General features: G+C 42.2%; 22 protein-coding genes and 1 other RNA gene. 14 read left to right on the forward strand and 9 right to left on the reverse strand.

The features are described 5' to 3' along the window. The first annotated feature begins 43 nt into the window (after nucleotides 1-43). From KJB05_RS14715 to bamE, 4 genes are all read left to right on the forward strand, one after another. Nucleotides 44-1,231, forward strand: coding sequence for a DUF3103 domain-containing protein (locus tag KJB05_RS14715; RefSeq protein ID WP_208446249.1), 1,188 nt, complete (start codon nucleotides 44-46; stop codon nucleotides 1,229-1,231). A 168-nt stretch (nucleotides 1,232-1,399) separates the two neighbouring features. After that, nucleotides 1,400-3,064 carry a DNA repair protein RecN gene (gene recN / locus KJB05_RS14720; protein ID WP_208446250.1) on the forward strand — a complete coding sequence of 555 codons (1,665 nt, stop codon included), beginning with the start codon at nucleotides 1,400-1,402 and terminating at the stop codon, nucleotides 3,062-3,064. A 28-nt stretch (nucleotides 3,065-3,092) separates the two neighbouring features. After that, on the forward strand, nucleotides 3,093-3,575 hold the full coding sequence (locus KJB05_RS14725) for a GNAT family N-acetyltransferase (RefSeq protein ID WP_208446251.1): 483 nt from the start codon (nucleotides 3,093-3,095) through the stop codon (nucleotides 3,573-3,575). A gap of 247 nt (nucleotides 3,576-3,822) precedes the next feature. Then, nucleotides 3,823-4,182: an outer membrane protein assembly factor BamE gene (gene bamE, locus KJB05_RS14730; RefSeq protein WP_005440242.1), complete on the forward strand. Its 360-nt coding sequence runs from the start codon at nucleotides 3,823-3,825 to the stop codon at nucleotides 4,180-4,182. A gap of 113 nt (nucleotides 4,183-4,295) precedes the next feature. On the opposite strand, the gene KJB05_RS14735 is transcribed toward bamE, so the two are convergent. Both KJB05_RS14735 and KJB05_RS14740 read right to left on the reverse strand, forming a co-directional pair. After that, nucleotides 4,296-4,652, reverse strand: a complete 357-nt coding sequence (locus KJB05_RS14735; RefSeq protein WP_039841841.1) for an RnfH family protein — start codon at nucleotides 4,650-4,652, stop codon at nucleotides 4,296-4,298. Next, the gene (locus tag KJB05_RS14740) at nucleotides 4,642-5,085 is read right to left on the reverse strand and encodes an SRPBCC family protein (protein WP_208446252.1); all 444 of its coding nucleotides are present in this window, start codon (nucleotides 5,083-5,085) and stop codon (nucleotides 4,642-4,644) included. The genes KJB05_RS14735 and KJB05_RS14740 overlap by 11 nt, the downstream gene beginning before the upstream one ends. Before the next feature lie 118 nt (nucleotides 5,086-5,203). On the opposite strand from KJB05_RS14740, the gene smpB reads away from it, so the two are divergent. The 3 genes from smpB (at nucleotide 5,204) to KJB05_RS14755 (ending at nucleotide 7,345) form a co-directional block, all read left to right on the forward strand. Then, complete coding sequence (smpB, locus tag KJB05_RS14745; RefSeq protein WP_005440253.1) at nucleotides 5,204-5,689, forward strand: SsrA-binding protein SmpB; 486 nt, start codon at nucleotides 5,204-5,206, stop codon at nucleotides 5,687-5,689. 68 nt (nucleotides 5,690-5,757) lie between these two features. Beyond that, nucleotides 5,758-6,125: a transfer-messenger RNA gene (ssrA, locus tag KJB05_RS14750) on the forward strand. A gap of 299 nt (nucleotides 6,126-6,424) precedes the next feature. Beyond that, the gene (locus tag KJB05_RS14755) at nucleotides 6,425-7,345 is read left to right on the forward strand and encodes an IS5 family transposase (protein ID WP_213053073.1); all 921 of its coding nucleotides are present in this window, start codon (nucleotides 6,425-6,427) and stop codon (nucleotides 7,343-7,345) included. A 905-nt stretch (nucleotides 7,346-8,250) separates the two neighbouring features. Here KJB05_RS14755 and KJB05_RS14760 read toward each other — a convergent pair. Next, nucleotides 8,251-8,442 (reverse strand): MbcA/ParS/Xre antitoxin family protein, encoded by a 192-nt coding sequence (locus tag KJB05_RS14760; RefSeq protein ID WP_208446530.1) that lies wholly within the window; start codon nucleotides 8,440-8,442, stop codon nucleotides 8,251-8,253. Nucleotides 8,443-8,758: 316 nt separating this feature from the next. Between KJB05_RS14760 and KJB05_RS14765 the strand changes: the two genes are divergently transcribed. Together KJB05_RS14765 and KJB05_RS14770 are read left to right on the forward strand one after the other, a co-directional pair. Continuing rightward, a complete protein-coding gene (locus KJB05_RS14765) occupies nucleotides 8,759-9,397 on the forward strand; it encodes an adenylosuccinate synthase (RefSeq protein WP_208446517.1) in 639 nt (212 codons plus the stop codon). A gap of 2 nt (nucleotides 9,398-9,399) precedes the next feature. Further along, nucleotides 9,400-10,722 carry an ISL3 family transposase gene (locus tag KJB05_RS14770; RefSeq protein WP_208446516.1) on the forward strand — a complete coding sequence of 441 codons (1,323 nt, stop codon included), beginning with the start codon at nucleotides 9,400-9,402 and terminating at the stop codon, nucleotides 10,720-10,722. Nucleotides 10,723-10,769: 47 nt separating this feature from the next. On the opposite strand, the gene KJB05_RS14775 is transcribed toward KJB05_RS14770, so the two are convergent. Continuing rightward, nucleotides 10,770-12,962, reverse strand: coding sequence for a DEAD/DEAH box helicase (locus KJB05_RS14775; protein ID WP_244142931.1), 2,193 nt, complete (start codon nucleotides 12,960-12,962; stop codon nucleotides 10,770-10,772). A gap of 165 nt (nucleotides 12,963-13,127) precedes the next feature. Here KJB05_RS14775 and KJB05_RS14780 point away from each other — a divergent pair, with 165 nt between their 5' ends. After that, on the forward strand, nucleotides 13,128-14,075 hold the full coding sequence (locus KJB05_RS14780) for a competence protein CoiA family protein (RefSeq protein ID WP_208445228.1): 948 nt from the start codon (nucleotides 13,128-13,130) through the stop codon (nucleotides 14,073-14,075). A gap of 258 nt (nucleotides 14,076-14,333) precedes the next feature. Here the strand turns inward: KJB05_RS14780 and KJB05_RS14785 are convergent, their stop codons facing one another. The 5 genes from KJB05_RS14785 to KJB05_RS14805 form a co-directional block, all read right to left on the reverse strand. Then, on the reverse strand, nucleotides 14,334-14,480 hold the full coding sequence (locus KJB05_RS14785; RefSeq protein WP_244142929.1) for a hypothetical protein: 147 nt from the start codon (nucleotides 14,478-14,480) through the stop codon (nucleotides 14,334-14,336). Nucleotides 14,481-14,566: 86 nt separating this feature from the next. After that, nucleotides 14,567-15,019 (reverse strand): hypothetical protein, encoded by a 453-nt coding sequence (locus tag KJB05_RS14790; RefSeq protein ID WP_208445227.1) that lies wholly within the window; start codon nucleotides 15,017-15,019, stop codon nucleotides 14,567-14,569. Between the two features lie 412 nt (nucleotides 15,020-15,431). Continuing rightward, nucleotides 15,432-15,827, reverse strand: coding sequence for a hypothetical protein (locus tag KJB05_RS14795; RefSeq protein WP_208445226.1), 396 nt, complete (start codon nucleotides 15,825-15,827; stop codon nucleotides 15,432-15,434). Between the two features lie 11 nt (nucleotides 15,828-15,838). Next, the gene (locus KJB05_RS14800; protein ID WP_213053085.1) at nucleotides 15,839-16,237 is read right to left on the reverse strand and encodes a hypothetical protein; all 399 of its coding nucleotides are present in this window, start codon (nucleotides 16,235-16,237) and stop codon (nucleotides 15,839-15,841) included. Further along, nucleotides 16,234-17,505, reverse strand: a complete 1,272-nt coding sequence (locus KJB05_RS14805) for a hypothetical protein (RefSeq protein ID WP_208445225.1) — start codon at nucleotides 17,503-17,505, stop codon at nucleotides 16,234-16,236. Before KJB05_RS14805 ends, KJB05_RS14800 begins: the two co-directional genes overlap by 4 nt. Before the next feature lie 344 nt (nucleotides 17,506-17,849). Between KJB05_RS14805 and KJB05_RS14810 the strand changes: the two genes are divergently transcribed. From KJB05_RS14810 to KJB05_RS14825, 4 genes are all read left to right on the forward strand, one after another. Beyond that, entirely contained in the window at nucleotides 17,850-18,623 is a 774-nt protein-coding gene (locus tag KJB05_RS14810; RefSeq protein WP_208445224.1) for a metallophosphoesterase, read from the forward strand. A gap of 405 nt (nucleotides 18,624-19,028) precedes the next feature. Next, nucleotides 19,029-20,360 carry an AAA family ATPase gene (locus KJB05_RS14815; RefSeq protein WP_128811517.1) on the forward strand — a complete coding sequence of 444 codons (1,332 nt, stop codon included), beginning with the start codon at nucleotides 19,029-19,031 and terminating at the stop codon, nucleotides 20,358-20,360. Nucleotides 20,361-20,825: 465 nt separating this feature from the next. Continuing rightward, a protein-coding gene (locus KJB05_RS14820) for an IS3 family transposase (protein WP_208445223.1) occupies nucleotides 20,826-22,063 on the forward strand; the annotation gives its coding sequence in 2 pieces (ribosomal slippage) (nucleotides 20,826-21,198 and nucleotides 21,198-22,063; 1,239 coding nt in all). A gap of 125 nt (nucleotides 22,064-22,188) precedes the next feature. Continuing rightward, a complete protein-coding gene (locus tag KJB05_RS14825) occupies nucleotides 22,189-23,085 on the forward strand; it encodes a LysR family transcriptional regulator (RefSeq protein WP_208445222.1) in 897 nt (298 codons plus the stop codon). The last annotated feature ends 36 nt before the right edge of the window (nucleotides 23,086-23,121 follow it).

The following is a 23,121-nucleotide window of genomic DNA, read 5'->3' on the forward strand; positions in this document are numbered from 1 at the left end:
AATATAAACTCTATTTCATACCAGTTATCTCAAAGGACGCATTATGAAAAAAACAATTATATTGTCCGCTCTCAGTACGTTAGCGCTTATGGGCTGCCAATCTGAGGAGGCAAAGGTTACCGATATTTCAAACGCAAAAGCCGAGGACATCACCAACACTAAACGAGCGTTGGCACAACAACTCAGTGAGAGCTACACCGACATAGAACCGATGCTGCGCAGAGACATCACCGCAGAGCACATCAATGTCCCTGTTTCTTCTTTTGTTGAACAAACTCCCCTATCGGCTTTCAGTAAACAACTTGTACAAGCCGATACACAAATTCGCTCATGGAAAGGCATTTCAGAATACTCAGAACAGCTTCTCGAAGTTCGCCTTGCAAATGAAGCGATGCTAGATGTATGGCAAGAAGGCAAAATTAGCCCGCTATTTGCTTTTGAGCCAAGTGGCGATGATGAGCAATGGCAGTACATCGAAGCGTACGATGTCTATGGTCAAATCCACCAGTTAGACGTTTATCAACTTCCTGACGTACCGGTTTTGGTTATTGATAACAATAGCTCTGCAGAACTCAAAGCTGGCCTGCAAGCTATGCAAGCAGAGATGAAAAGCTTAGGCCAAGCAACCATAGTCCAGCCATATCTATCCGATAACCAGCGAGCTAATGCCCCTCTTCTGGCCAGTGCAGCAAGCTCCACTCAACCAATTCAAACCACGCAACTTAAGAAGATTCGTCTTTCAGATGATCAAGAACCTTGGATCTCGGGCAAAGCAGAAATCTACGCCATCGTTACTGGCGTCAATCCAAGCCGTGACGAGCCAGCGTTAGATTTGGTCGAACTTCCATATTTGGATTACGACAATCAAGATTACTATCCGAACCAAATCATCATTCACTGGTCTCGTTACCGTTGGGGGGCGGCGGATATCGTCTTGATGGAGCAAGATGACGGCACCGATTACAAACAGTTAGCCAAGCTGCTTGTTCAGGTTGCAGAAGAAGTCCTGAAGGCAATTCCAGATCCAGAAGTACAGGCATACGCCATCATTCCTCAAATCACGAACAAAATTATCGATGCGATCCCTGATGGAGCACTCACCAACGATGATGATTTTGTCGATGTTTACTACACGCTGATGCAAGACACTTCTTATGTCGACCATCCAGGTGCTGGCGTCAACGCAGTGGTTACTTTAGAGCCGCTCACAATTAACCCAACTCGCCCGTAACTTGTTCAATTTAAATAGGTCGTTGCATTTTCTGCGACCTATTTTTCCCTTCTCCCTCACAAAAAATCGCTTCTTTGAGAAAAAATACCCAACCCACCTTTACTGTATAAAGAAACAGTATATACTGTTTTCTTATACAGTATTGTTCAGTTATACAGGTAAATAAAAATGCTGGCTCATCTAAGTGTTAATAATTTTGCGATTGTTAAATCTTTACAGCTCGAGCTTTCAAAGGGCATGACCACCATCACTGGTGAAACAGGCGCAGGTAAATCTATTGCAATTGATGCATTAGGTCTTTGTTTAGGCGGACGTGCCGATGCAGGCATGGTGCGACAAGGCGAAGAAAAAACAGAAGTCAGCGCAGCCTTTTTACTGGACAACAATCTACACGCAACGCGTTGGCTAGAAGATAACGACCTGCTGGATGGCAGCGAATGTATCTTGCGTCGCATCATCACTAAAGAAGGCCGCTCTAGAGCCTTCATCAACGGCAGTCCAGTCCCACTTTCACAACTCAAATCTCTTGGGCAGTTGTTGATCAACATCCATGGACAGCACGCCCATCATCAACTGATGAAAAGCGAGCATCAAATGGCCATGCTTGACCAATATGCAGGACATTTAAACCTACTCAAAAGCACACGCAGTGCTTACCAGCATTGGCGTCAGGCAGACAATAACCTTAAGCAACTAAAAGAGAACAGCCAGCAAAACCAGGCGCAAAAGCAGTTGCTTGAATACCAAATCAAAGAACTGAATGAGTTATCGCTAGGTGAAGAAGAATTTGCAGAGCTCGAGCAAGAGCACAAACGACTGTCCAATAGCGGTGAACTTGCCGCTACCTGCCAGCAAGCCATCGAACTTATTTACGAAGGTGAAGAAGTCAATGCGCTTGGTATTTTGCAATCGGCCAATCACTCCCTAATCCAATTAGCGGAATTAGATGAGAAATTAGCTGAACTACCAAACATGCTGTCAGAAGCAATGATCCAGCTAGAAGAAACCAAAAACGAACTTCGCAGCTACCTTGACGGCATCGATGTCGATCCAGGTCGCATGGCTTATGTCGAAGAACGTTTTTCTAAAGTGATGTCGATGGCTCGCAAACACCATGTGATGCCTGATGAGCTCTACCAACATCACCAAGATCTGCTAGCACAAATTGAAGCACTAGATTGCTCTGATGAACGCTTGGATGAATTAGCACAAGAAGTGGAACAGAAATACCAAAGCTTCTTAACTCAATCAGAAAAACTGCACAAATCACGCAGCCGCTATGCTAAAGAATTGAACAAGCTGATCACGCAAAGCATGCACGAATTAAGCATGGAAAAGGCCGTGTTCAGCATCGAAGTGAACAACGAAAACGCACATCCATCTCCACTAGGCATGGACAGCGTATGCTTCTTGGTTTCAACCAACCCAGGACAGCCATTACAACCTATCGCTAAAGTCGCGTCTGGTGGTGAGCTATCGCGTATCTCCTTGGCTATCCAAGTGATCACTGCTCAGAAAGTCGACACACCAAGCTTGATCTTCGATGAAGTGGACGTAGGTATCAGCGGCCCAACAGCTGCCGTAGTTGGCAAGATGCTGCGCAAACTAGGTGAATCGACCCAAGTCATGTGTGTTACCCACTTGCCGCAAGTTGCTGGTTGTGGCCACCAGCAGATGTTTGTCGCAAAACACACCAAAAGCGGCCAAACTGAAACGCAAATGCGCTCACTGGATGAAGAGCAACGTGTGGCAGAACTCGCTCGCTTACTTGGAGGTAGCCAAATCACTGACTCTACACTGGCAAACGCAAAAGAACTGCTTATTGCAGCTTGACGACTTAGCCTTAATAAGGGGATGAAATATGGATATCAGGACAGTCGACCATGAAAGCTGCTTAGATCTCATCCCCATTTTTACCGAATTAGAGCAGTACTACTTCAAAGAACAAGCAGCCACTGAAAAGGAGTTGGCACATTATCTCAAGTACAAAGTCTTTTCAGAGTACTCAGGCGTCAAAGTTATTGCTGCATACAGTAACGACACCATAATGGGATTTGCGACCTACACCGTGATGTTTCCTGCACCGAAACTCTCCGGGCAAATGTATTTGAAGGACCTATTCGTGTCCTCTTCTGCGCGAGGAAAAGGCGTAGGACTAAAGTTGATGAAATATCTCGCGTCTCTTGCTGTCAATCATGGTTGTCATCGATTAGATTGGACAGCAGAAAGCACAAATCCTACCGCAGGTCGGTTTTACCAATCGATTGGTGCTGAGCGAGTCAACGAGAAAGAATACTATCGCTTTTCCGGCGATACTCTACTTGAGTTTTCACAAACCAAATAACCGCTGAATTTTCTCCTTCATTGGCCGGACAAAAATGTCATCATTGTGCGTGACAAACTATCCAGCTCTCGGTTTAAGCGAGTTTGTGAGTCATGTTCTGTCATTTAGCGTGCAATATCAGCGAATAAATGCAACTCAACTCAAAATTCGTTGTCAGATTTCCTACCATACGACGCATAGCTTTTTACATCTGCGTCGAGCTTGTTTATTATCAGCGCAGTATTTTAAAGGTTACTAAGAAATTATTATGCAATTAAAGAAGTGGTTAGTTGCCGTACCATTAGCAATGACATTGCTGACAGGATGTTCGGTATTGGAGAGACTGGTTTATCGTATTGATATCAACCAAGGCAACTATGTAGAACAAAGTGCGGTTGATAAATTAAAGTTTGGGATGACTAAAGCACAGGTTCGCTACGTTCTTGGTTCACCTATGTTGGTTGAAAATGGCTACCCGAACACGTGGTACTACATTTACCATCACACACCAGGTCACGGTGATTCCGTGCAGAAAGATCTGATCGTTCAATTTAACGATCAAGGTACGCTGGCCGATCTAACTGGCGACTACCCGAAAAGCGATGCGTTTTACGAGAAGATTCAGTAAAAAACCTTTATTTTCGCAATATTCCTAAAGCCTCCTCATGGCTGTCTCTTGATCACAAGTCTAGTGATCAAGAGACAGCCCAGCTGGGAGGTTTTGTTTTATATTTACGAGCGTTATTCCGCTGATTTTCTCAAGGAGTTTGGCTTCCCGCCCGTCACAGGGTCTGCACTGCCTGCCACTTTTGCTTGCTCAGCTCGTTTACGGCGAATCTCTTTTGGATCCGCCAGTAATGGACGGTAAATTTCGATTCGGTCTTTGTCTCGAACCGTCGCATCTAGTCGAACGTTGCGGCTGTAAACGCCGACTTTATTCTTCTTCAAATCAATCTCTGGGTACAATTCAAGCACACCAGACTGACGAATAATCTCTTCAACCGTTGCTTGGTTATTTACAACCAAATTGAACACACGCTGCTCCTGAGGAAGTGCATACACCACCTCAACATGAATCATATCCGACTCAATACTCATAGCACTCGTACACCTGTTTCGCACGTTTAGTAAAAGCGTTTACCATGTTGCTGGTTAGCTCATTAAAGATTTTGCCAAAAGCCATCTCAATCATTTTGCTTGAGAATTCAAACTCAAGTTTCAGCTCAACTTTACAAGCCTGCTCATCAAGTGCGGTAAAGATCCATCCACCACGAAGGGTCTTAAAAGGACCATCCACCAGATTCATCATGATCGCTTGGCCAGGAATAAGTTCATTAGAAGTTGTAAACGTCTTGCTGATACCTGCTTTCGCCACGTCGACAGAAGCCACCATACCTTCGCCCGAAGACTCAATGATTCGTGAACCTGAACAACCAGGTAGAAACTCAGGATACTTCGAAACATCATTGACCAGTTCGAACATCTGCTCTGCACTAAAAGACACCAAAGCAGAACGGCTGATTTGCTTCATACACACTCCTATCGATACGCGTACAAGTTTAAGACTTGTGCCAATTTTACTTTTATTCGACGATAGCGCAAATAAAAGGATTTCCTAACGTATACCCAACCCGTATAATGAGGCCATTATGGTAAAGAAAAAATCAAAACAAAAAGCGGGTAGCAACACTATCGCGCTTAATAAAAAAGCTCGCCACGAATACTTCATTGACGATGAAATTGAAGCAGGCTTGGAGCTACAAGGCTGGGAAGTGAAAGCACTTCGCCAAGGTAAAGCCAATATCGCTGAAAGCTACGTTTTCATGCGTGACGGAGAGGCTTTTGTCAGCGGAATGACCATCACTCCTCTTAATCAAGCATCAACTCACGTTGTCGCAAACCCTACCCGTGTGCGCAAACTACTAATGAGTCGTCGTGAACTCGACAACCTTCTTGGTCGCATCAATCGTGAAGGTATGACACTAGCCGCGTTGTCACTGTACTGGTCTCGCTCTTGGGTGAAGATCAAGATCGGTGTTGCGAAAGGTAAAAAGCTTCACGACAAACGTACCGATCTTAAAGAAAAAGATTGGGCTCGTGAAAAAGCACGCGTGATGAAGAGTTCACTGCGTTAAACTTGACCACTTAGACGCATAGTACTGGACAGCCTAGGCTTTTCTGTTACTATGCCGATATTACCTCTGGGGCTGATTTAGGATTCGACGGGAATTCAGAAGTCTGAGGTGCATGCCGAGGTGCGGTAGGCCTCGTTAACAAACCGCAAAAAAATAGTCGCAAACGACGAAAACTACGCACTAGCAGCTTAATAACCTGCTCAGAGCTCTCTCGCCCTAGCTTCCGCACGTAAGACGGGGACCAACGAGGGATCAAACCCAAACGCGCTAGTCCGGATTCTCCCGCCTGAGAGATGAACGACGAATTTTAATTCAGGATAGTCATTTACTAGCGTGTCGGTTCGCAGGTGGATGGTGAATTTAAAGATCGACTAAGCATGTAGTACCAATGATGAAAGGTTTTCGGACGCGGGTTCAACTCCCGCCAGCTCCACCAAATACGCGTATCGGGACATCTCAGGATGTCCCGTTTTCTTTTCTAAAGCCTTGTAATACCTAGCATTGAGCGTCTCACACTATCTCATCGTGATTCACTTAATCTCTCTTCTTTAGTAACATCCTTTGCAACACCACAGAATTTAGTCACATTCTGTTGTTACATCGCAAAGGACAATAAAATGGCTAGACAAATCAAGCCCTTATCTACAACTCAAGTCGGCTTTGTTGCTTAAATCGATGGAACTAAATCTAGAAGCTACGATCTGATCGGCTACACCCATCAATCGTCGTAGCCTCATGCCTAAACCTCGTTACAAAACAACTAACTGGAAGCAGTACAACAAAGCCTTAATCAACCGTGGTTCTCTGACCTTTTGGATTGATGAGGAAACGATAGCTGAGTGGAAACAAAACAAACAAGGCAAGCGTGGTAGACCTCGCCGGTTCAGCGACTTAGCCATTACTACTGCACTGATGGTGAAACGCATTTTCTCTATGCCATTGAGAGCGCTACAAGGTTTTCTAGACTCTGTATTTAAGCTAGCTAATATCCCGCTAGTTTGTCCACACTACACCTGTATAAGCCGTCGAGCCAAGGAAGTTGAGATTTCATTTAAAACTAAAACCAGAGGTGCGATACAACACCTGGCAATTGATGCCACTGGCCTCAAAGTTTATGGCGAAGGTGAATGGAAGGCTAAGAAGCATGGTACTGATGGGAAGCGCAGAGTATGGCGTAAGTTGCATATCGCAGTAGATACGAGCACCCACGAGATAATCGCAGCAGAGCTGAGTTTATCGAACGTAACCGATGCCGAAGTGCTCCCCAACTTACTCAAGCAGACACGTCGTAAAATCATCGAGATATCAGGTGATGGTGCTTATGACACAAGGAGTTGTCACGATGCTATACGAATCAAGGGAGCAGTTCCGCTCATTCCGCCACGAGAAGGGGCAGCCTTCTGGGAGCAAGGACACCCTCGAAATTTAGCAGTAGGTTGCCAGAAGCTCTACGGTTCCAACGAGAAGTGGAAAAAGCGGTATGGCTATCATAAGCGCTCACTATCAGAGACAACAATGCATCGGGTGAAACAGTTGTTAGGTGGAAAATTAAGCTTAAGAAACTACAACGCTCAGGTTGGCGAAACTTATGCCATGATCAAAGCGCTGAACAAGCTAACAGGGCTTGGTATGCCTGAAACTCAGTATGTTGTTTAAGAAGCGTTCAACATGGGACTGCCATGTCTTCTCACCGAATTAAGCAACAAAGCCCTCTTTCATCTGAACATCTTGTTTACTGCTTTGAGAGCCTCTCAAAGCTTCTTTTCTATTTGTTTTATTTAAAGATAACGTTTGACCTTTATACATAATAAACATTCCAAAATACGTGATAGTTAATATATACAAATAAGTATCAAATAAAATTCAAATAGTAAAGCATTTAATTATGCCGCCAACAAATTAAATAATTAAACTAAAAAGTAGCACCATTTAGTAATATTGATCAGGTAATAAATCAAAATCAGTACATGAAACATTTAGGATCTAATTTTAGATTTAATAATTCTATTTTTTATGTTATAACTATTATAACCGTTATAACTATTATAAAGTTATAATTACATATAAGGAGTGAATGAAAAATTTGCATTCTATTAAAGAAATAAGCAGCCAATCGAGATAAATTTCTTCTGCCAAACTTGGCACATCGACTGCCAAGTTTGGCAAAGGTAAAGTGCGACCTAAAATTGAGCCTATTTTTACACCGCACTCATGCTGTGCAAAACTTAACCAACACCAAAAAGGCCGAATATCCTTTAAATTAAATTCATCACAAATCGTTTTTTACATAGGAAAAGTATATAGGCTTGAATATTTAAATAATTTACTCACAAATCAATGTTGAATACTGAATTAAAAAGTAATACAGAAAGTGTATTTAATTTTTATTTAACAATGGCGATGAACTGGCTTTATTACCAAATCATATCTTCTTTGGTTGCTACAACTGGCACATATTTCAAAGGTGCCATGGCTAAATATTAGTTGTAGTTGTAGTTGTAGTTGTAGTTGTAGTGATACTTGGATGACTTCTTCTATTTTTCCAACATCAAAATCCTATGTTATGATAAATCACCATAGCGAATTCGCTCCAAAATGGATAAAACGGCTTCTTTCCCTTCTGGCTTTTGTAGCATTTCTAACGGAGTCAAATCATCAAAAAACCATTTGGGCGTATTCAACCATTCATCTGCAAGTTCTTCTTGAACAAATAGATCTAAAACTATTTTCCTTATTTCACTGTTACTATCCATTTTCCCTTTATCCCTATCACGTTGTACGCGCAGCAAAGTTGTAGTTTAGAACTAGCTAGATGAGGCTATTTTGCCACGTGCTCTGATCATTGTCGAAAAAACCTAATGCCCGATACCCTTTTTCTCGCTTGTTGAACATCCTGAGCAACATTGGAATTTTTGTATCAATATAGTCGATCACTTTCACCTCCTCTTTTCCTTTGTAATCTCGCTGTATTCGTCCTACATATTGGGGGTATTCGTAAAATGATGTGTACGCAAGTCGATAACGCTGATACAGTTTAAAGGTGTTTAATTCGTAAAAGAGTGTGTATTGATGGCAAAAGAAATTACCCATAACGACTTATGTAAAAAAGCAGTTGGCTGGCTAAAGCGCTCGCATAGTGCTGGCGGTTGTGGATGCCCTAATGCGTTTTCAGAGGTGCAATCTGGTTCTAATGGTGGTGAAATTGTTGACGCGATCGGATTAAGAACCGCTTATGGAACTGAAACCATAGTCATAGAGGCAAAAGTTAGTCGTAGTGATTTTTTAGCAGATAGAAACAAGCCGTTTAGGGCTAACCCAGAATTAGGTATGGGTAATTTTCGATACTACATCTGCCCAGAGGGGTTAATATCTGAATCAGAACTTCCGAATAAATGGGGTCTTTTATATGTTGGTTTGAGAGGAAAGATAACCGTTGTTCGTGGTCATAGGTTAGGTAAAAGTTCTGATTGGAAGTTTGAATGCAATCGTGATGCAGAGCTTGGGATGGCTTCTCTACTTCTTGCAAAATCGGGGAACTTTGAACAGTTAAACGATGTTTTTCGATATAATCAACGACTTGAAAAGAAAGTAAAGGAGTTAGAGGCGAAGGTTCATGAACTTGAGTTCCCGAATAAAATGGAACAAATGATTAAAGGGCTTGAGGACTTAGCCGTATCTCAAAAACCTATCCCTCGCGTCTCTCGATAACCATGTTAAATCTCGAAAACCTAAAAGTGATTGAGCGTGAAGAATATGACGATCACTGTATATTCCACGCTCAATCTATATCCCCTAACCGCACTTGTTCCGAGTGCGGATCAATCAATACAGTAATCGTCGGCAAGGTAAACCAACCTTACAACGACACTCGTATGTACGGCAAAACCATCAAGATTCAATTCGATAGAAAGCGACTTCGCTGCAAGGATTGTAGCAAGACTCGCTTTGAACAATTGGACTGGCTCTCTAATGATTTTCGTATGACTAAACGAGCAGAAGACTACATCATGCGAATGTGTGGGAAAGTGTCGTTTACACATGTAGCCACTGAAATGGGTATCACCGAAGGCACTATACGTAACGTATTCGCCAACTACGTGGATATTATCGAAGGTAAGCACGATTGGCTTGCTCCTCGCGTTCTTGGTATCGATGAGACTCATTTCAGCAAGAAGATGCACCTTGTCATGACGGATATTGAGCGTAGAACCCTACTCGATATGCGTAAAGATAGATCTCAGGATGCCACTCAGAAAGCCATTATGAGGCTGAATGGATGGAAAGATATTGAGATCGTCTGTATCGATATGTGGCGACCGTATTACCGCGCTGTGAAACAGCTATTGCCTAATTCAGTTGTAGTTATCGACCGCTTTCACGTTGCCAAGATGGCTGGTGAAGCTATGGAGAAAGCACGTAAGGCGATACGAGCCGAACTATCAGACAAGGAGCGTAAGAAGCTCAAGAATGACCGAAAGATACTGCTTAAGCGTAGAGCAAACATCAAGGGCTTAAACGAGCTGGCGTCATTCCATTTCTGGACAGAGGAATACCCAACGTTGATGGAAGTGTATAACGCTAAAGAGGCTTTTCTCGATATGTGGGATATGCCTACCAGAAAAGAAGCTGAGGACTACTGGGAGAACTGGAAAGCAGTATCTACACCACCTGTCAGAAAATACTTCAAAGACGCCATACGAGCCGTTGATAACTGGCATGAGCCTATCTTTAATTGGTGGGACTATCCTTACACCAACGCAGTTACGGAGAGTCTGAACAACACAATCAAGGGTGTGTTTAGGAATGGTCGTGGTTATAGCTTTGAAGTGCTTAGAGCGAAGCTGCTTTACAACAAAGGCGGCTTGGAAGTGTCAATGAAGTCCTTGAACAAACCAACCCATGATCCACTGTTCGAATTGTTGAAGAAAGACGATCCAAAAGTAACAATGCATGGCTTAAGACATAGAGCCTTTAAAGCTCTGTTTAGAGACATGGTTACTTTGCTTGAAAAACAACCAAATACACACGAATAGGGTTTGTGAAGTGTGGGTATCAATTCTGTATGTTTATTAATCGATACTCACACTATTTCGAATACCCCATATTGGATTAACGAGCCTTTCCAAGACACAGGCAGCGCCAATATCAAAGTATCTAAGCGTGGAAGATCAAAACCCTCTCCTACAAAACGTCCCGTAGCAACAATGACCTGTGTACTGCCTAGCTTCGACATCACCTCTGCTTGCTGCTTTTTCTTCATCGAACCTACTAATATTTGGTGTGTGATCCCCACATCATTAAGCAAACCAGCAATGATATTGGCGTGATCTCTCCGCTCGGTTAACACGATCGGAACTCGGCCATTGGAGACCTCATTTTGAATTCCCTCAACAATGGTGGCGTTACGTATAGGGTGAAGCATTAACCAGCGATAAATCTCAGAAATATGAGGTTTAGGTTCATTCGAAGACAAATGTAATGGCACTTCGAGGTTCAGCTCTCGGCAATCTAGTACCTGAGCAAACTGGTTGTTACGGTCTGACTTTATAGTATGTCTTACTCTACCTGCTTGCATAAATATGATCGGTTGATGCCCATCTCGCCTTTCAAGTGTTGCACTAATCCCAACGACGTACTTAGCATGCGCTTCAGATAACACCTGCTCATATTGTGGTGCTGATAGATGGTGGCATTCATCCACAATGATTTGACCATATTCTTTCACCATTGCATGAACACTATTGTCGCTTCTGTTTATCAAACTTTGATAAGTCGCGATATCAACTTGTCCAGTCGGTTTCTTCTTGCTTCCTGTATATACGCCGATATCGATACCCTGAGTGAAAGCTTTTAAGCGCTCCTGCCACTGGTCAACAAGCTGCTTGTTATGCACCAAGACAAGTGTATTGACTCCTCGCCTTTGTATTAGACCAATTGCTGTTACCGTTTTACCAAAGGCTGTCGGAGCATGAAGAACACCAATATCATGCTGCATTAGCTCATCAATCGCTTTACTTTGCGCTGAGCGCAAAGAGCCAACAAATGTCATGTCCGTTAGCACCTGACCAGCAAAACGATTATCCGTAACTTGGAGAACAATCCCTAACTCTAAGCAAATAGCCTGTAAGTCATCCCAACACCCCCTCGGTAAGCTCAAGTAACCACTGTCTAATTCCGCCAAGCATATAAAACGCGCAATTCCGTTGGTCGACAAACGCAGCCCTTGGGCTTTGAAAAACTTTGGATTCGAAAAGGATGCCAATTTTTTAAACTGAGCAATTAGAGGATTCGGAACTTGGTTTATCGGTAAGTACAATCGATTGGCAAGAACGATGTCTAACGCCTTCGGTTTGTCTTGGATGGCAGCGCTTGTGTTCACAGTTCGTTCCCATGGCTTGATTGATGCGCCACCTTCACTATCATTTCGATGGTCAACTCTGCTTTCGAGAAGTAATTCTATTTTCTCAATAGGTAATCGTCCCGTCGACGCTAACACCTCCCATTGATCAGGGTATGGTGTAAAAGAGTGATCAACAAACACCGAGTTTCCATTTAAACGAGCTTGTTTTTGTAACGGCAAAGCAATCAGATTCCCAATTCCCCCGATAGGTAGCACGTCTTGATTGGGGAATAGGCGGTCATAGGAATCAAATGACAAAGCACCATGAATTTTCATGGCTTCATCAAGTAAATAGAACCCTAATTGCCGAGCTACTTTTGCGTCAGTCGCCAGTGCAAAGAAAATCCAGACATGTGCCCCCTGACCTGAGCGAGATCGTTCGAATAAACAATCGATGCCTTTTAGTTTGCACACTTCGACATACGCAAGAGAGGCTTCTTGCCAATCACTTTTATCAAAATCAACCGCTAGTAACCAACAGGTGTTATTCGCCAGCATAGGATACAAACCAATAACCTCTTTGCCAGTAAGGTGGGCATACATAGCATCGTCACCTAACGGCTTGAATGCTTGGTTGGGGCACTCCAAACACTTTACTTTAGGTTTACCGCATACACCTTGATGCCACTCGTTTTCGCAAGCAATCGCATAACCACTTCTGCCTTGTTGATTCTGCCACCTATGCGCATAGCATTGAGTATTGCCTTTAAAATAACTCTGATAGATAGACAGTTTTTGCTGGGGTGACATTTCACATGCAGCTTCCTTGTCAATCGCTTCCTGCGTCAATAGACGCTGCTTCTGCTGTTCAAGTTGAGCCAGCTCCTTTTTTAGCTCATGAATCTTTTGTTCAATTAGCTCAAGCTCATCCATATCTAGCCCCGACAATTACATCACTTTCATGCAGTTAATAATCGATTGTATAAAAGACAATACGAAAACAAAGGCACAATTCATAACCTATCTAACATATTTATAAAGCATTCTTGCCTAAAATCAGTACATACCGTCGCTAAATTGAGAGTTATTCACGTTTTGATGCTGCTTCAACATGTGCCTTTCGGCTTAAGAATCCAAGATCAGACATTCGTTGATGTCGCTGATGTTGTGCGAGGGATGAATTGCGGCTGTATATGCCCTTCTTGCCACACACCACTGATTGCGAGACAAGGTGAAGAAAAGCAATGGCACTTTGCTCATGCGAGCCGCAAGGTTGAAGGAACTGATAAAGAATGTGATTTTTCTTTTTTTGTTTCTGTGCGCATGATGGCGAGACAAGTGATAGAAACAGGTATATCTATTGTTCTTCCTGAGTACAGGAGTTCTCTGACAAAACAAGCGAAAGGAAAGCACTTCAAAGAAGATTTTTTGGTTGCTAAGTCATCTACCATCTTACTTGATAACGTCGATAAAGAAGTTTCATTTGAAAAATGTATAGTAGATGTAGTGGGTAGAGTCGGTGAGTTCACCTTTGTTATTTATTTCACTCACCCAAACCGTCCACTTCCAAGTGAATTGCTCACACCACATAACAGGCAATGCGGTGTGCTCGAAATCAAGTTGGATGATACACATCACCTATTTACACGCGATAAAGTGTCAGGGACTCGGCAACTGGACAAACTAAAAGATTACCTTCAAAACGATGTCGAATCTAAAGTGTGGGTATTTCATCCGCGCTATGCTCAATTGGAACAAGAAGCGACTGAGCGATTATCCTTAAAGGCATCTCAGTACACACCACCACCTACTCCGAGCTTTCGTAATGACCAATATCGTCATCGCAACCAGAGGAATTTCAACCTTCACCGCTCCGAATCATGGCAATCAACAACGAAAGCTATCCAGCCAGTACCTGTACCAAAACGTTCAGCTCAATTTGAGTGCATCATGTGTCAATGCCAGTGGCAAGTTACGCTACCTAGTACACCAATCTGCCCTAAATGCCATAGTCACCTATACGCAAGTGAGGTGTCATCAAGATAAGAATCACATAACACGTTCATTTAATTATTCTGTTCATTTTTTATGAACAAACCAAAAAAATGAACACAGCCAAATACTATTCTTAGTTTTTGATTCTCAAGACTAGCACTCTGAAAACAGATAATGAGTAGTTAAAGTTACATAATCAAACCAAAACCCACACAATGAGTAACAAAGGTGTCAAAGGCCTGATTAGTTACTTATATGGCCTAACATACAACGATAGTGAAGTAATCATTCACGCAGAATAATCCATTTCTATACCGACTCGCAGCGAACACCAATCAGCAAACCACTGTCTTTCATAGCAGACAAGTTAACTTCGTAATCGGTGGATTTAGCGTTGGCAGGGTTAGGCTTGAGATTGTTTAGAAATGCAGTGGTGAGACGTTGTAAGTTAATCAATTAACCTCCTGAATTTATAGGACTATTCAGGAGATCGATATGAGTTTCAAGGATGGTTTGTTACGAGATAAAAGTAAAGCTTCCAATCACCTCAAAGGCTCCGTTTTTAAGTAAACTTCGTGTCTACCAAATGCGGAAAATCGGCTATCTTCCTTGCTAAATACGTAGCCATTTCTTTCAAGCTCGCCAGTCATCCATTGATAAGTAGCAAACGCTGAAACTAATCCTAAAACAATGCATATCCCAATGAAAAAATTACAGAAGCTTTGTCCTTTACTTCCCCATACTACATCGGCTTTTTGTCCCGTATACAATGAGATCGCAAACGCAGCACATATAATAACGACTAATCCTAAAGCCCCTACTGGCATCCATAGAGCATAAACATTTATATCTATTACTTTTTGAAAGCTAGTAATATCACTTATGGTTTTAAAGACTAAATAGATACTGTATAGCCAAGCACCTCCCAAGGAAGATAAAAGAATGCATCCTGAAATGGCTACTTTTGTACGATTAACGTTAGTCAACTGTCGCATTTTTTAAAGATCCCACTACTTTGTCAGAGATTGCCCACTCTTCAAATATCTTATCAACAATGATAGATACAACAATAGCTAAGGTTACATAAACAAAACAAAATCCACACAATGACTAGTAAAGGTGTCAAAGACGTGGTTAGTTACTTATATGGTATAACATACAACGATAGTGAAGTAACCATTCACGCAGAATAATCCATTTCCATACCGACTCGGCAGCGAACACCCGTCAGCAAACCACTGTCTTTCATAGCAGACTAGTTAACTTCGTAATCGGTAGACTTAGCGTTAATAGGATGGGCTTGAGATTATTTAGAAGTGCAATAGTGAGTCGTTGTAATTTGCTCATTTAACCTCCTGAATGTCTTGGGCTATTCAGGAGGTTAATATGAGTTTCAAGGGTGGTTTATTACGGTTGTTGTTCACATAAAGATGGCGATACTGCGTATGTACGACTAGAGTACCTTAACGTTGTTTCACTAGCATTTTGACATTCAAAGTACCCTTTTATATTGCTCTGGATCTCTTGATAGGTGATATAGGTTAATGCAGGAGCGATAACTAGAATAATAAATAACAAAACCTTCTCTCTAAATATAGGGAAAGGCGAATTGAAAGTAAGCGCTAATGCTCCACTGAGAGAGCAGAGTCCTACAAAAAACACTGCATACGCAGCCCCTATATTTATAACTCCACTAACTTTAACAACATCACCAAAGTCTTGCGTGGCTAAAATATTTTGATAGCAAAAGAGCCCTGACAAAACAACAGTGATAATTATCACTACTACCTTCAAATACTTCAAATCTTTTCCAATTACTGAGGCTGACATAACTCATGAGATATTGCGTAAGTACGACTGGAATATCGAAGAGAAAATTCCCTCGCATCCTCACACTCGACATATTCCTCAATATTAGATTGAATATTCGTATACGTGATGTATGTGGCACTTGGTGTAATCACTAGAAGCAAACCATACACAACGTAGTTCCAATTAATCTCTGGTAGCTTCCCCCCCATGAGTAAACATGAAGACTTCAAAACGACACATATGGACAGCAAAAGCATGCCGTATGCACCCGCGATATTCATAAAACCATCAACAGTAACTACATCACCAACACTCTGAGCTATTGATACATAGCCTAAGCTTGCATCAAAACAAACTACTGCTAAACCGCAAAAAAATAGAATTAAAAGGATATTTTTCACATCGTAACCTTCATAAGCGCATCAGAAATTGAGTAGGTATAACCATTCAGGTTATCCACATAATCTTCGGCTTGTTCCTCTGCTAAGTTTTTTAGTTCGTCAAGTAAACCATCATATGCTTGGTTTACTTTGTTACCGATCATGTAGGATGCAATTACAAATATTAGTCCTGACGCTAGAATTGACGTAACACCAACACCGACAACGACAGCAGCAGTTACAGCAGTAGAAACAGCCAACGACGTCACGCCTTTCACAATATCATACGCAGAATTACCAACAAACTCCGACAGCGTCGCTTCATCACGTAGGATGTAATCTACAGCATTGATGCCCACAGCAAACGCTACCTCTAAGCCTACATTTACTCTGACAAAACTTTTCGCAGCTTGAAGATCTTTTATGCCCAAACCCATCTTGATCACCTGCGGGTTATTGGCTTTCCACTTATAACCTTGCATGATCGTTTGCTGATGGAAACGGAAGTTCTTAATGATGAACCAGTCAACACCATCAATCTTTTTAACAACAGCATGAACCCCGACACCGCCTAGCCCTTGAGCTGTTTTAAAAGCATCATACGATCCTTTACCAACGCCAATGACATAAGTTTTTAAGTCATCTGAGAGCTTCTTACCACCAAACTCTTTGTATTTGTTCTGCAAGAGTTCGTAAGCTTCTTCCGAGGATAAGACTGCAATACTTGTAATCGGTTTTGTGTAGATTACATCGAGCTCTTTTTCCCCTTCCTTCGCTAGTGGATTGTATGGCGGCCAATATGAATTCTCTGGACTAACAACGGGCGTTGACGCAGTCTTAGCTAACTCTTGATTCATAGATTGAAGCGCAGGACGTGAACCGTCAGGAGTTTTAGGCGAAACATTCACAAGGGGATTACGAACCATTCTAGGGTTAACTGCCTTTGCCCTTTCATGTTCATACAAAGCAACAGCTTCATCATAACTCACACCATATTCATTATTCTGCCAAGTCATTGAGTGCCTTGGTGGAAATGGATACCCCTTGCCATCATGGGAATTGGGATCCACAACTTTCTTTGGAGTATCTCGATTTACGGGATTACGTCTAATGTGCTGATCTTCTTCACTTTGAGCATGGAACGCTTCAATAGCCTCATCATAGCTCATTGAAGCATCACGCCAGTACCAGTCATGGTGCCTAGGTGGGAAAGGGTAATTAAAGTCGTAGTGATGTTCTCGCTCTGACTTTAGAGAGGGATTCGAGTCTTCCATAGCAAAACGTTTCATTGGTTACTTTTTTATTCATAGCATTATATGAAACACTGACGCCCAAAGAGCGCCTAAAGGCACGGGCTAAATAACTATTTAACCTGTCATTTCACCTAAAACTAAAGATTTGTGATATTTGTTCACATTATTTACCACATTAACGATGACCCAGAGGGGAATGTATGACTCCATTCTATTAATTCATCAACAAATTAGGTTGTTATAGTCATTTAGCTCCTATGAATATTCAAAGGATAGTACGCTTAGCTTTTTCCTCAATACAATGGGAATGACTAGCTCTTAATTAGCAGTAGGTATACTGTACACAAAGGCCACATTTACAAACTCATCAGGTGGAGAAATTGAAATTTTACGCAGTATCTGATTTGCACTTGGATTTACACGGTATCCATCGGAGCTTTTGGTATGACTTCGATCATGACGCTGTTTTGATTATTGCGGGTGACACCGCCAATGCGCTCAATGGCATTACGTATGTAAAAAATGTTCTTTGCTCTTACTTCAAAGCCGTTATCCTCATTGCGGGGAACCACGAGTGGTACGGTAGTAAAAGTAAATCTTACCGTTCTGGCTATCTGCACAAACAAGATTCAATAAGCTCCCCTGACAGCAGGTACTCCCCAATAGCAAAGCTTAAAGTGCACAGTGACACAACTGCGAACTTGTTTTTTCTTGACAATGAGTCAATTGATTTAGATGGATATACCATCTATGGCGGCACTCTTTGGTTTCCTATCCACACATACTCGCCTGGACTAATAGATACGTACTCAGAACTGATGAATGATACAAAGTACATCAGCAATCAAATGATTGAAGAGCAGCACAAGGCATTCATTAACAACTTTCCAAGGAAAGTTGATATAGCAATATCTCATCATCTCCCATCAAAAGAAGCTTTTGCTGTCGAGCAAAATGCCAGCAGCGATTATGCTCCGTACTACCAAGCTGGTTTGAGCGACGAACTGATCTCTAAAGCACGATACTGGATTGCAGGTCATCAACACGATCCAGTGGAAAAGATCATTGCGGGCAGTACCACTTTCATTTGTAATCCAAAAGGCTCTATCCCACTAAAACCAGGAAGCTTGAAGATCAAGGCATACTACCTTTAAAGGAAAATTTTCCATTTGATTTATGAAAGCCTTTGGCTTTCTCCTCCCAACCATTCTTTGTTTGTTCATTGATTACCTCCATTTAATTTTAACGCCATAGAAAAGTGAACAATTACAATGCATTACCTGCAAGCGTCAATATCTGTTGAGCCAGCCCTGCTTTTGCTAAAGACTAGCTTGTCCAGATTGACATTTGCTTATACTAAGTATGAAGCATTCACCATATACTCATTACTGCGCCTCGCTCCCCTACATAATCATATGCACACCAAAATTCACTTTTACGCGCATTAAAATGTAAAATAAAACATTTTTATGCGCATTAAAATGTTTAACCTTGCATTTTATCGCGCATTTTTATGTAATAAGCATCGAACATGAAATCGCTATCACTAAGGTGGCTAGATGAAACGAACATTGCTTGAAAACCTACTCACCTGGAAAGGCAAGCCAACTAGGAAACCTCTACTGATTGACGGAGCTAGACAAACTGGCAAAACATTCTTATTGCAGGAGCTATTAGGAAGTACATTCGAAAATGTCCTAAGGATCGATTTTTTAGAGAGTCCTGAGTTAATGGAAGCTTTTGCTGGATCTTTAAATCCTGATGACATCATCACCAATATTGAACTCTTAACAGGGCAAACCTTCGAACCATCTACAGATCTACTTATTTTAGATGAAATTGGTGAGTGTCCTAGAGCGGTTACCGCACTTAAATACTTTGCAGAAAAGGCTCCCAAAGCTTATGTTGCTGCAAGTGGTTCCAATATTGGATTGCTCACCTCCTTCCCTGTTGGAAAAGTTGAACAGCACAACTTAAGGCCACTGACTTTCAGGGAGTTTTTGTGGGCATCTGGAGAGAAAGCTCTTCAAAAAGCGTTTGACCAAAAGCTGAGTTCTTCTGCGGCTCATTCCAAGTTAATCGAATTGCTAACTGATTATTACTTCGTTGGCGGCATGCCTGAAGCCGTAAACTCATGGTTCGCAAACTCTCAACTCAGTATCATTGACCGAATTGAAGCCGTCTCTGAAGTCCATCGAAACTTAATTGAGGGCTACATGCGTGATTTCGGAAAATACTCTGGAAAAGTAGATGCGCAACTCATCGAGTCTGTATTTAGAAGCATCCCAGCCCAGTTATCTTCGGTATTCGATGACTCCGTTAAACGATTCAAATTCAAAGGCGTTCACGAACGCAAATCTCGATATGCTGAATATGAAAGTGCGATCACATGGCTTCACAAGTGTCGACTTGCGCTAAAGAATCATCCTATTGAAGGACAACCTCGTTCTCCTTTAGCTGCTTATCAGAAGGAAAATGCAGTTAAATTATTTCTATTTGATGTAGGCCTGTTGAACCATATGCTCGGCACGGGTTACCGTGAAATCAAACAGCAAGGCTATGAATACAAGGGATATGTCGCAGAAAACTATGTTCAACAGGAAATCGCCGCACTAGGTATTGAACCAAGTTTCTCTTGGGGAGACGCAAGGGCTGAGATAGAGTTCATAATCGCTGATGACCTAGGCCGTATTGTGCCTGTAGAAGTAAAGAGCGGTAAGCGAACCCGAGCAAAATCATTGCAGTCTTACATCGAAAAGTGCAAGCCCCACAAGACGATCAAACTTACAGGCACTCAAGGCTCTCCAGCAACAGAGAAAGAGCACATAGTGATGCCACTTTACTACACTGAATACTTACTTGATCACCTAAGAGATCTAGATAAAAGCTAAGTGAGTAAGAACATACTCATTAATACCGAAGAATCCATGATATGGGCAATATTTGGCTCATATCATTTAAACAAAGTGTTCAAACCTTTGGGTCTAAGAGTTGGTCTGATACTGTCCTCATCGAGTATGCTAAACTCATTGCTCGACAGTAATAAATCACCTGTTGATGAATAACCATCACATGTGGTTTTAAGATTATTTTGCTATGATTAACACTGGCTTTAATAGCAAAAAGTTATATTTGGACGGGGGTTCAGTTCCTTTTGCAGTAGGAAATTGATGTAACATTTGATGCTACACCAAATTGGTAACACCAAGCTAATTAGCTGAATCTTAAAATATTGACACATTGGTTCAACTCCCGCCAGCTCCACCAAACGTTTGGAAAGGGCCAACTCGAAAGGGTTGGCCCTTTTTGTATCTGCTGTCTCGTCCTGAAATGTGTTTACACATTGAGGACTAATTATGACAACTTCAAATACATCCTACATTAAGCGCACTCAGCGTGATTACACACTAGGCTTTAAATTACAGGTCGTTGATGCCGTGGAAAAAGGCGAAATGACCTACAAACAAGCGCAAGCTGTTTATGGTATCCAAGGTCGCTCAACCGTTTTAACTTGGCTAAGAAAGCATGGAAAAATGGATTGGACGCATAACCCAAGGAAGAACGCCATGTATAAAACTACAAAGCCGAATGAGTCACCCGCTCAAAAAACCAAACGTCTTGAAAGAGAACTCGAAGACGAGCGGATAAGAAACCTGTTCTTGAATGAAGTCGTCGATATTCTTGACTCTGAGCATGGGACAAACCTGAGAAAAAAGTATCTTGCCAAGGAGCGAGAAGCCTTCAAAAACAGAAAGGGCTCAGTTTAGCCAGAGTCTGCCGCTTATGTGGAATATCGAGACAAAGTGTTTACCAAAGAGAGAAACGAACAACTGCGCGGAAAATAGAAATCCAACCAGTAAAGGAAATGGTCCTAGAGTTGCGCCGTTATATGCCTCGAATTGGAACGAGAAAGCTACACTTTTTACTCAAACCAAAGCTGATAAGGGCTGGCATTAAACTGGGTAGAGATGCACTTTTTGACTACTTACGTCATGAAAGGCTTCTTATTCGACCAAAGCGCAGCTATACAAAGACAACCAACAGTCGTCATTGGATGAAAAAGCATCCTAACTTGCTTCAGGAGTTTAAGCCTAGTCGCCCCGAAGAAGTATTAGTCAGTGACATTACTTATGTTCAATCAGACGAAGGCGTCCATTACTTGTCACTCGTGACAGATGCATTTAGCCGTAAAGTTATGGGATATGAATTGAGCAATGAGATGAAAGCAACCGATGTTGTAAAGGCATTACGTATGGCGATAAAAGCTCGCCAATATCGGTGTCCATGTATTCATCATTCAGACCGAGGGCTCCAATATTGCTCAAGCGTCTACCAAACGCTGTTAAAAGTTGGCGATATAAAACCATCAATGACCGATGGATATGACTGTTATCAGAACGCGTTAGCTGAGAGGGTCAACGGGATACTAAAGCAAGAGTTCTTATTTCATAGGAGTCGGAATATCGAAGAGCTCAAACAGCTAGTAAAGCAGTCCGTTAGTATCTATAACAATATGAGGCCGCACCTTAGTCTCGGGATGAGAACCCCAAATGAGGTGCATGAAAAAAGCCAACTGCTGGGGCAGTTGGCTTAGTGTAAAACTGTCAACGTATTTTAGGACGAGACATGCAATTTGTATCTCCCCCTCAACTCATCGCTTTGATTCCTAGCCAAAATCTCTTAGTCTGTGGTTAAGCATTCATCAATGGACATGAGCTCATGCTAAAAGGCAGTGAATACCCTTCTATTCGTGCACTTCGAACCTTTGTTGCGGTTGCTAACCAACTGAGTTTTTCTAAAGCGGCAGAGAGTTTGTGCGTAACTCAAGGTGCCGTGAGCAAACAGATTGCGACGCTAGAACAACTGGTTGGGCTGCCTTTAATTCAGCGTGGTATCAATGGTATTGAGCTCACCGAAGAAGGAAAACGTTACTTACCCAAGGTGACTGAAGCGTTGGAGATCATCCAACATGCGACGGCGAGCTTAATTCAAACCGACACAGAGCAAGAGTTACTGGTGGTGGATGTTACGCCTTCTTTCGCCAGTTTGTGGTTGGTGCCAAACATTGATGCATTCCATCAAATCCATCCTGATATCCGCGTTAAAGTTCGCACCAGTGATGGTCCAATAAATCAGCTAGACGTAGACAGCGACATCACCATCCGTTGCCTTCCTCTTTCTAGTCACTACGAACATGGTCGATTGTTGCGTCAAGAAACGCTGCTGCTAACGGGCTCATCAAGTTCTTCAACATGTAACGACAAACAGTCCATTACGGATTTCGCATTTATTCCTCAAACGACACGCCCGCAGTTGTGGGAGCAGTTCAAACTAGAACAATCTCTGCAAAGCGCGATTCATTATCACCCCGTCGGTCATGAGCATTTCTATCTTTCTTATGAAGCGGTCAAGCTCGGCAAAGGGCTTGCTCTCCTGCCTGATTTTATGGCGCAGCAGGCGATGTCGAGAGGTGAGGTCTACCACATCCAACAACTGAGTATGCATAGCCATTATGGCTATTACGTATTTGTGCCGAACTATCGTCTCGCAGCGCGAAAAGTATCGCTGTTCAATGATTGGCTATTTACTCAGCTTGGAGATGCGTCGATTAAGTAACGACTCCGCTTCAATTTTTCAAACTGTGGTTGAAGC

The sequence above is a fragment of the Vibrio sp. B1ASS3 genome (assembly GCF_905175355.1).
GTDB classification, from domain to species: Bacteria; Pseudomonadota; Gammaproteobacteria; order Enterobacterales; family Vibrionaceae; genus Vibrio; species Vibrio owensii.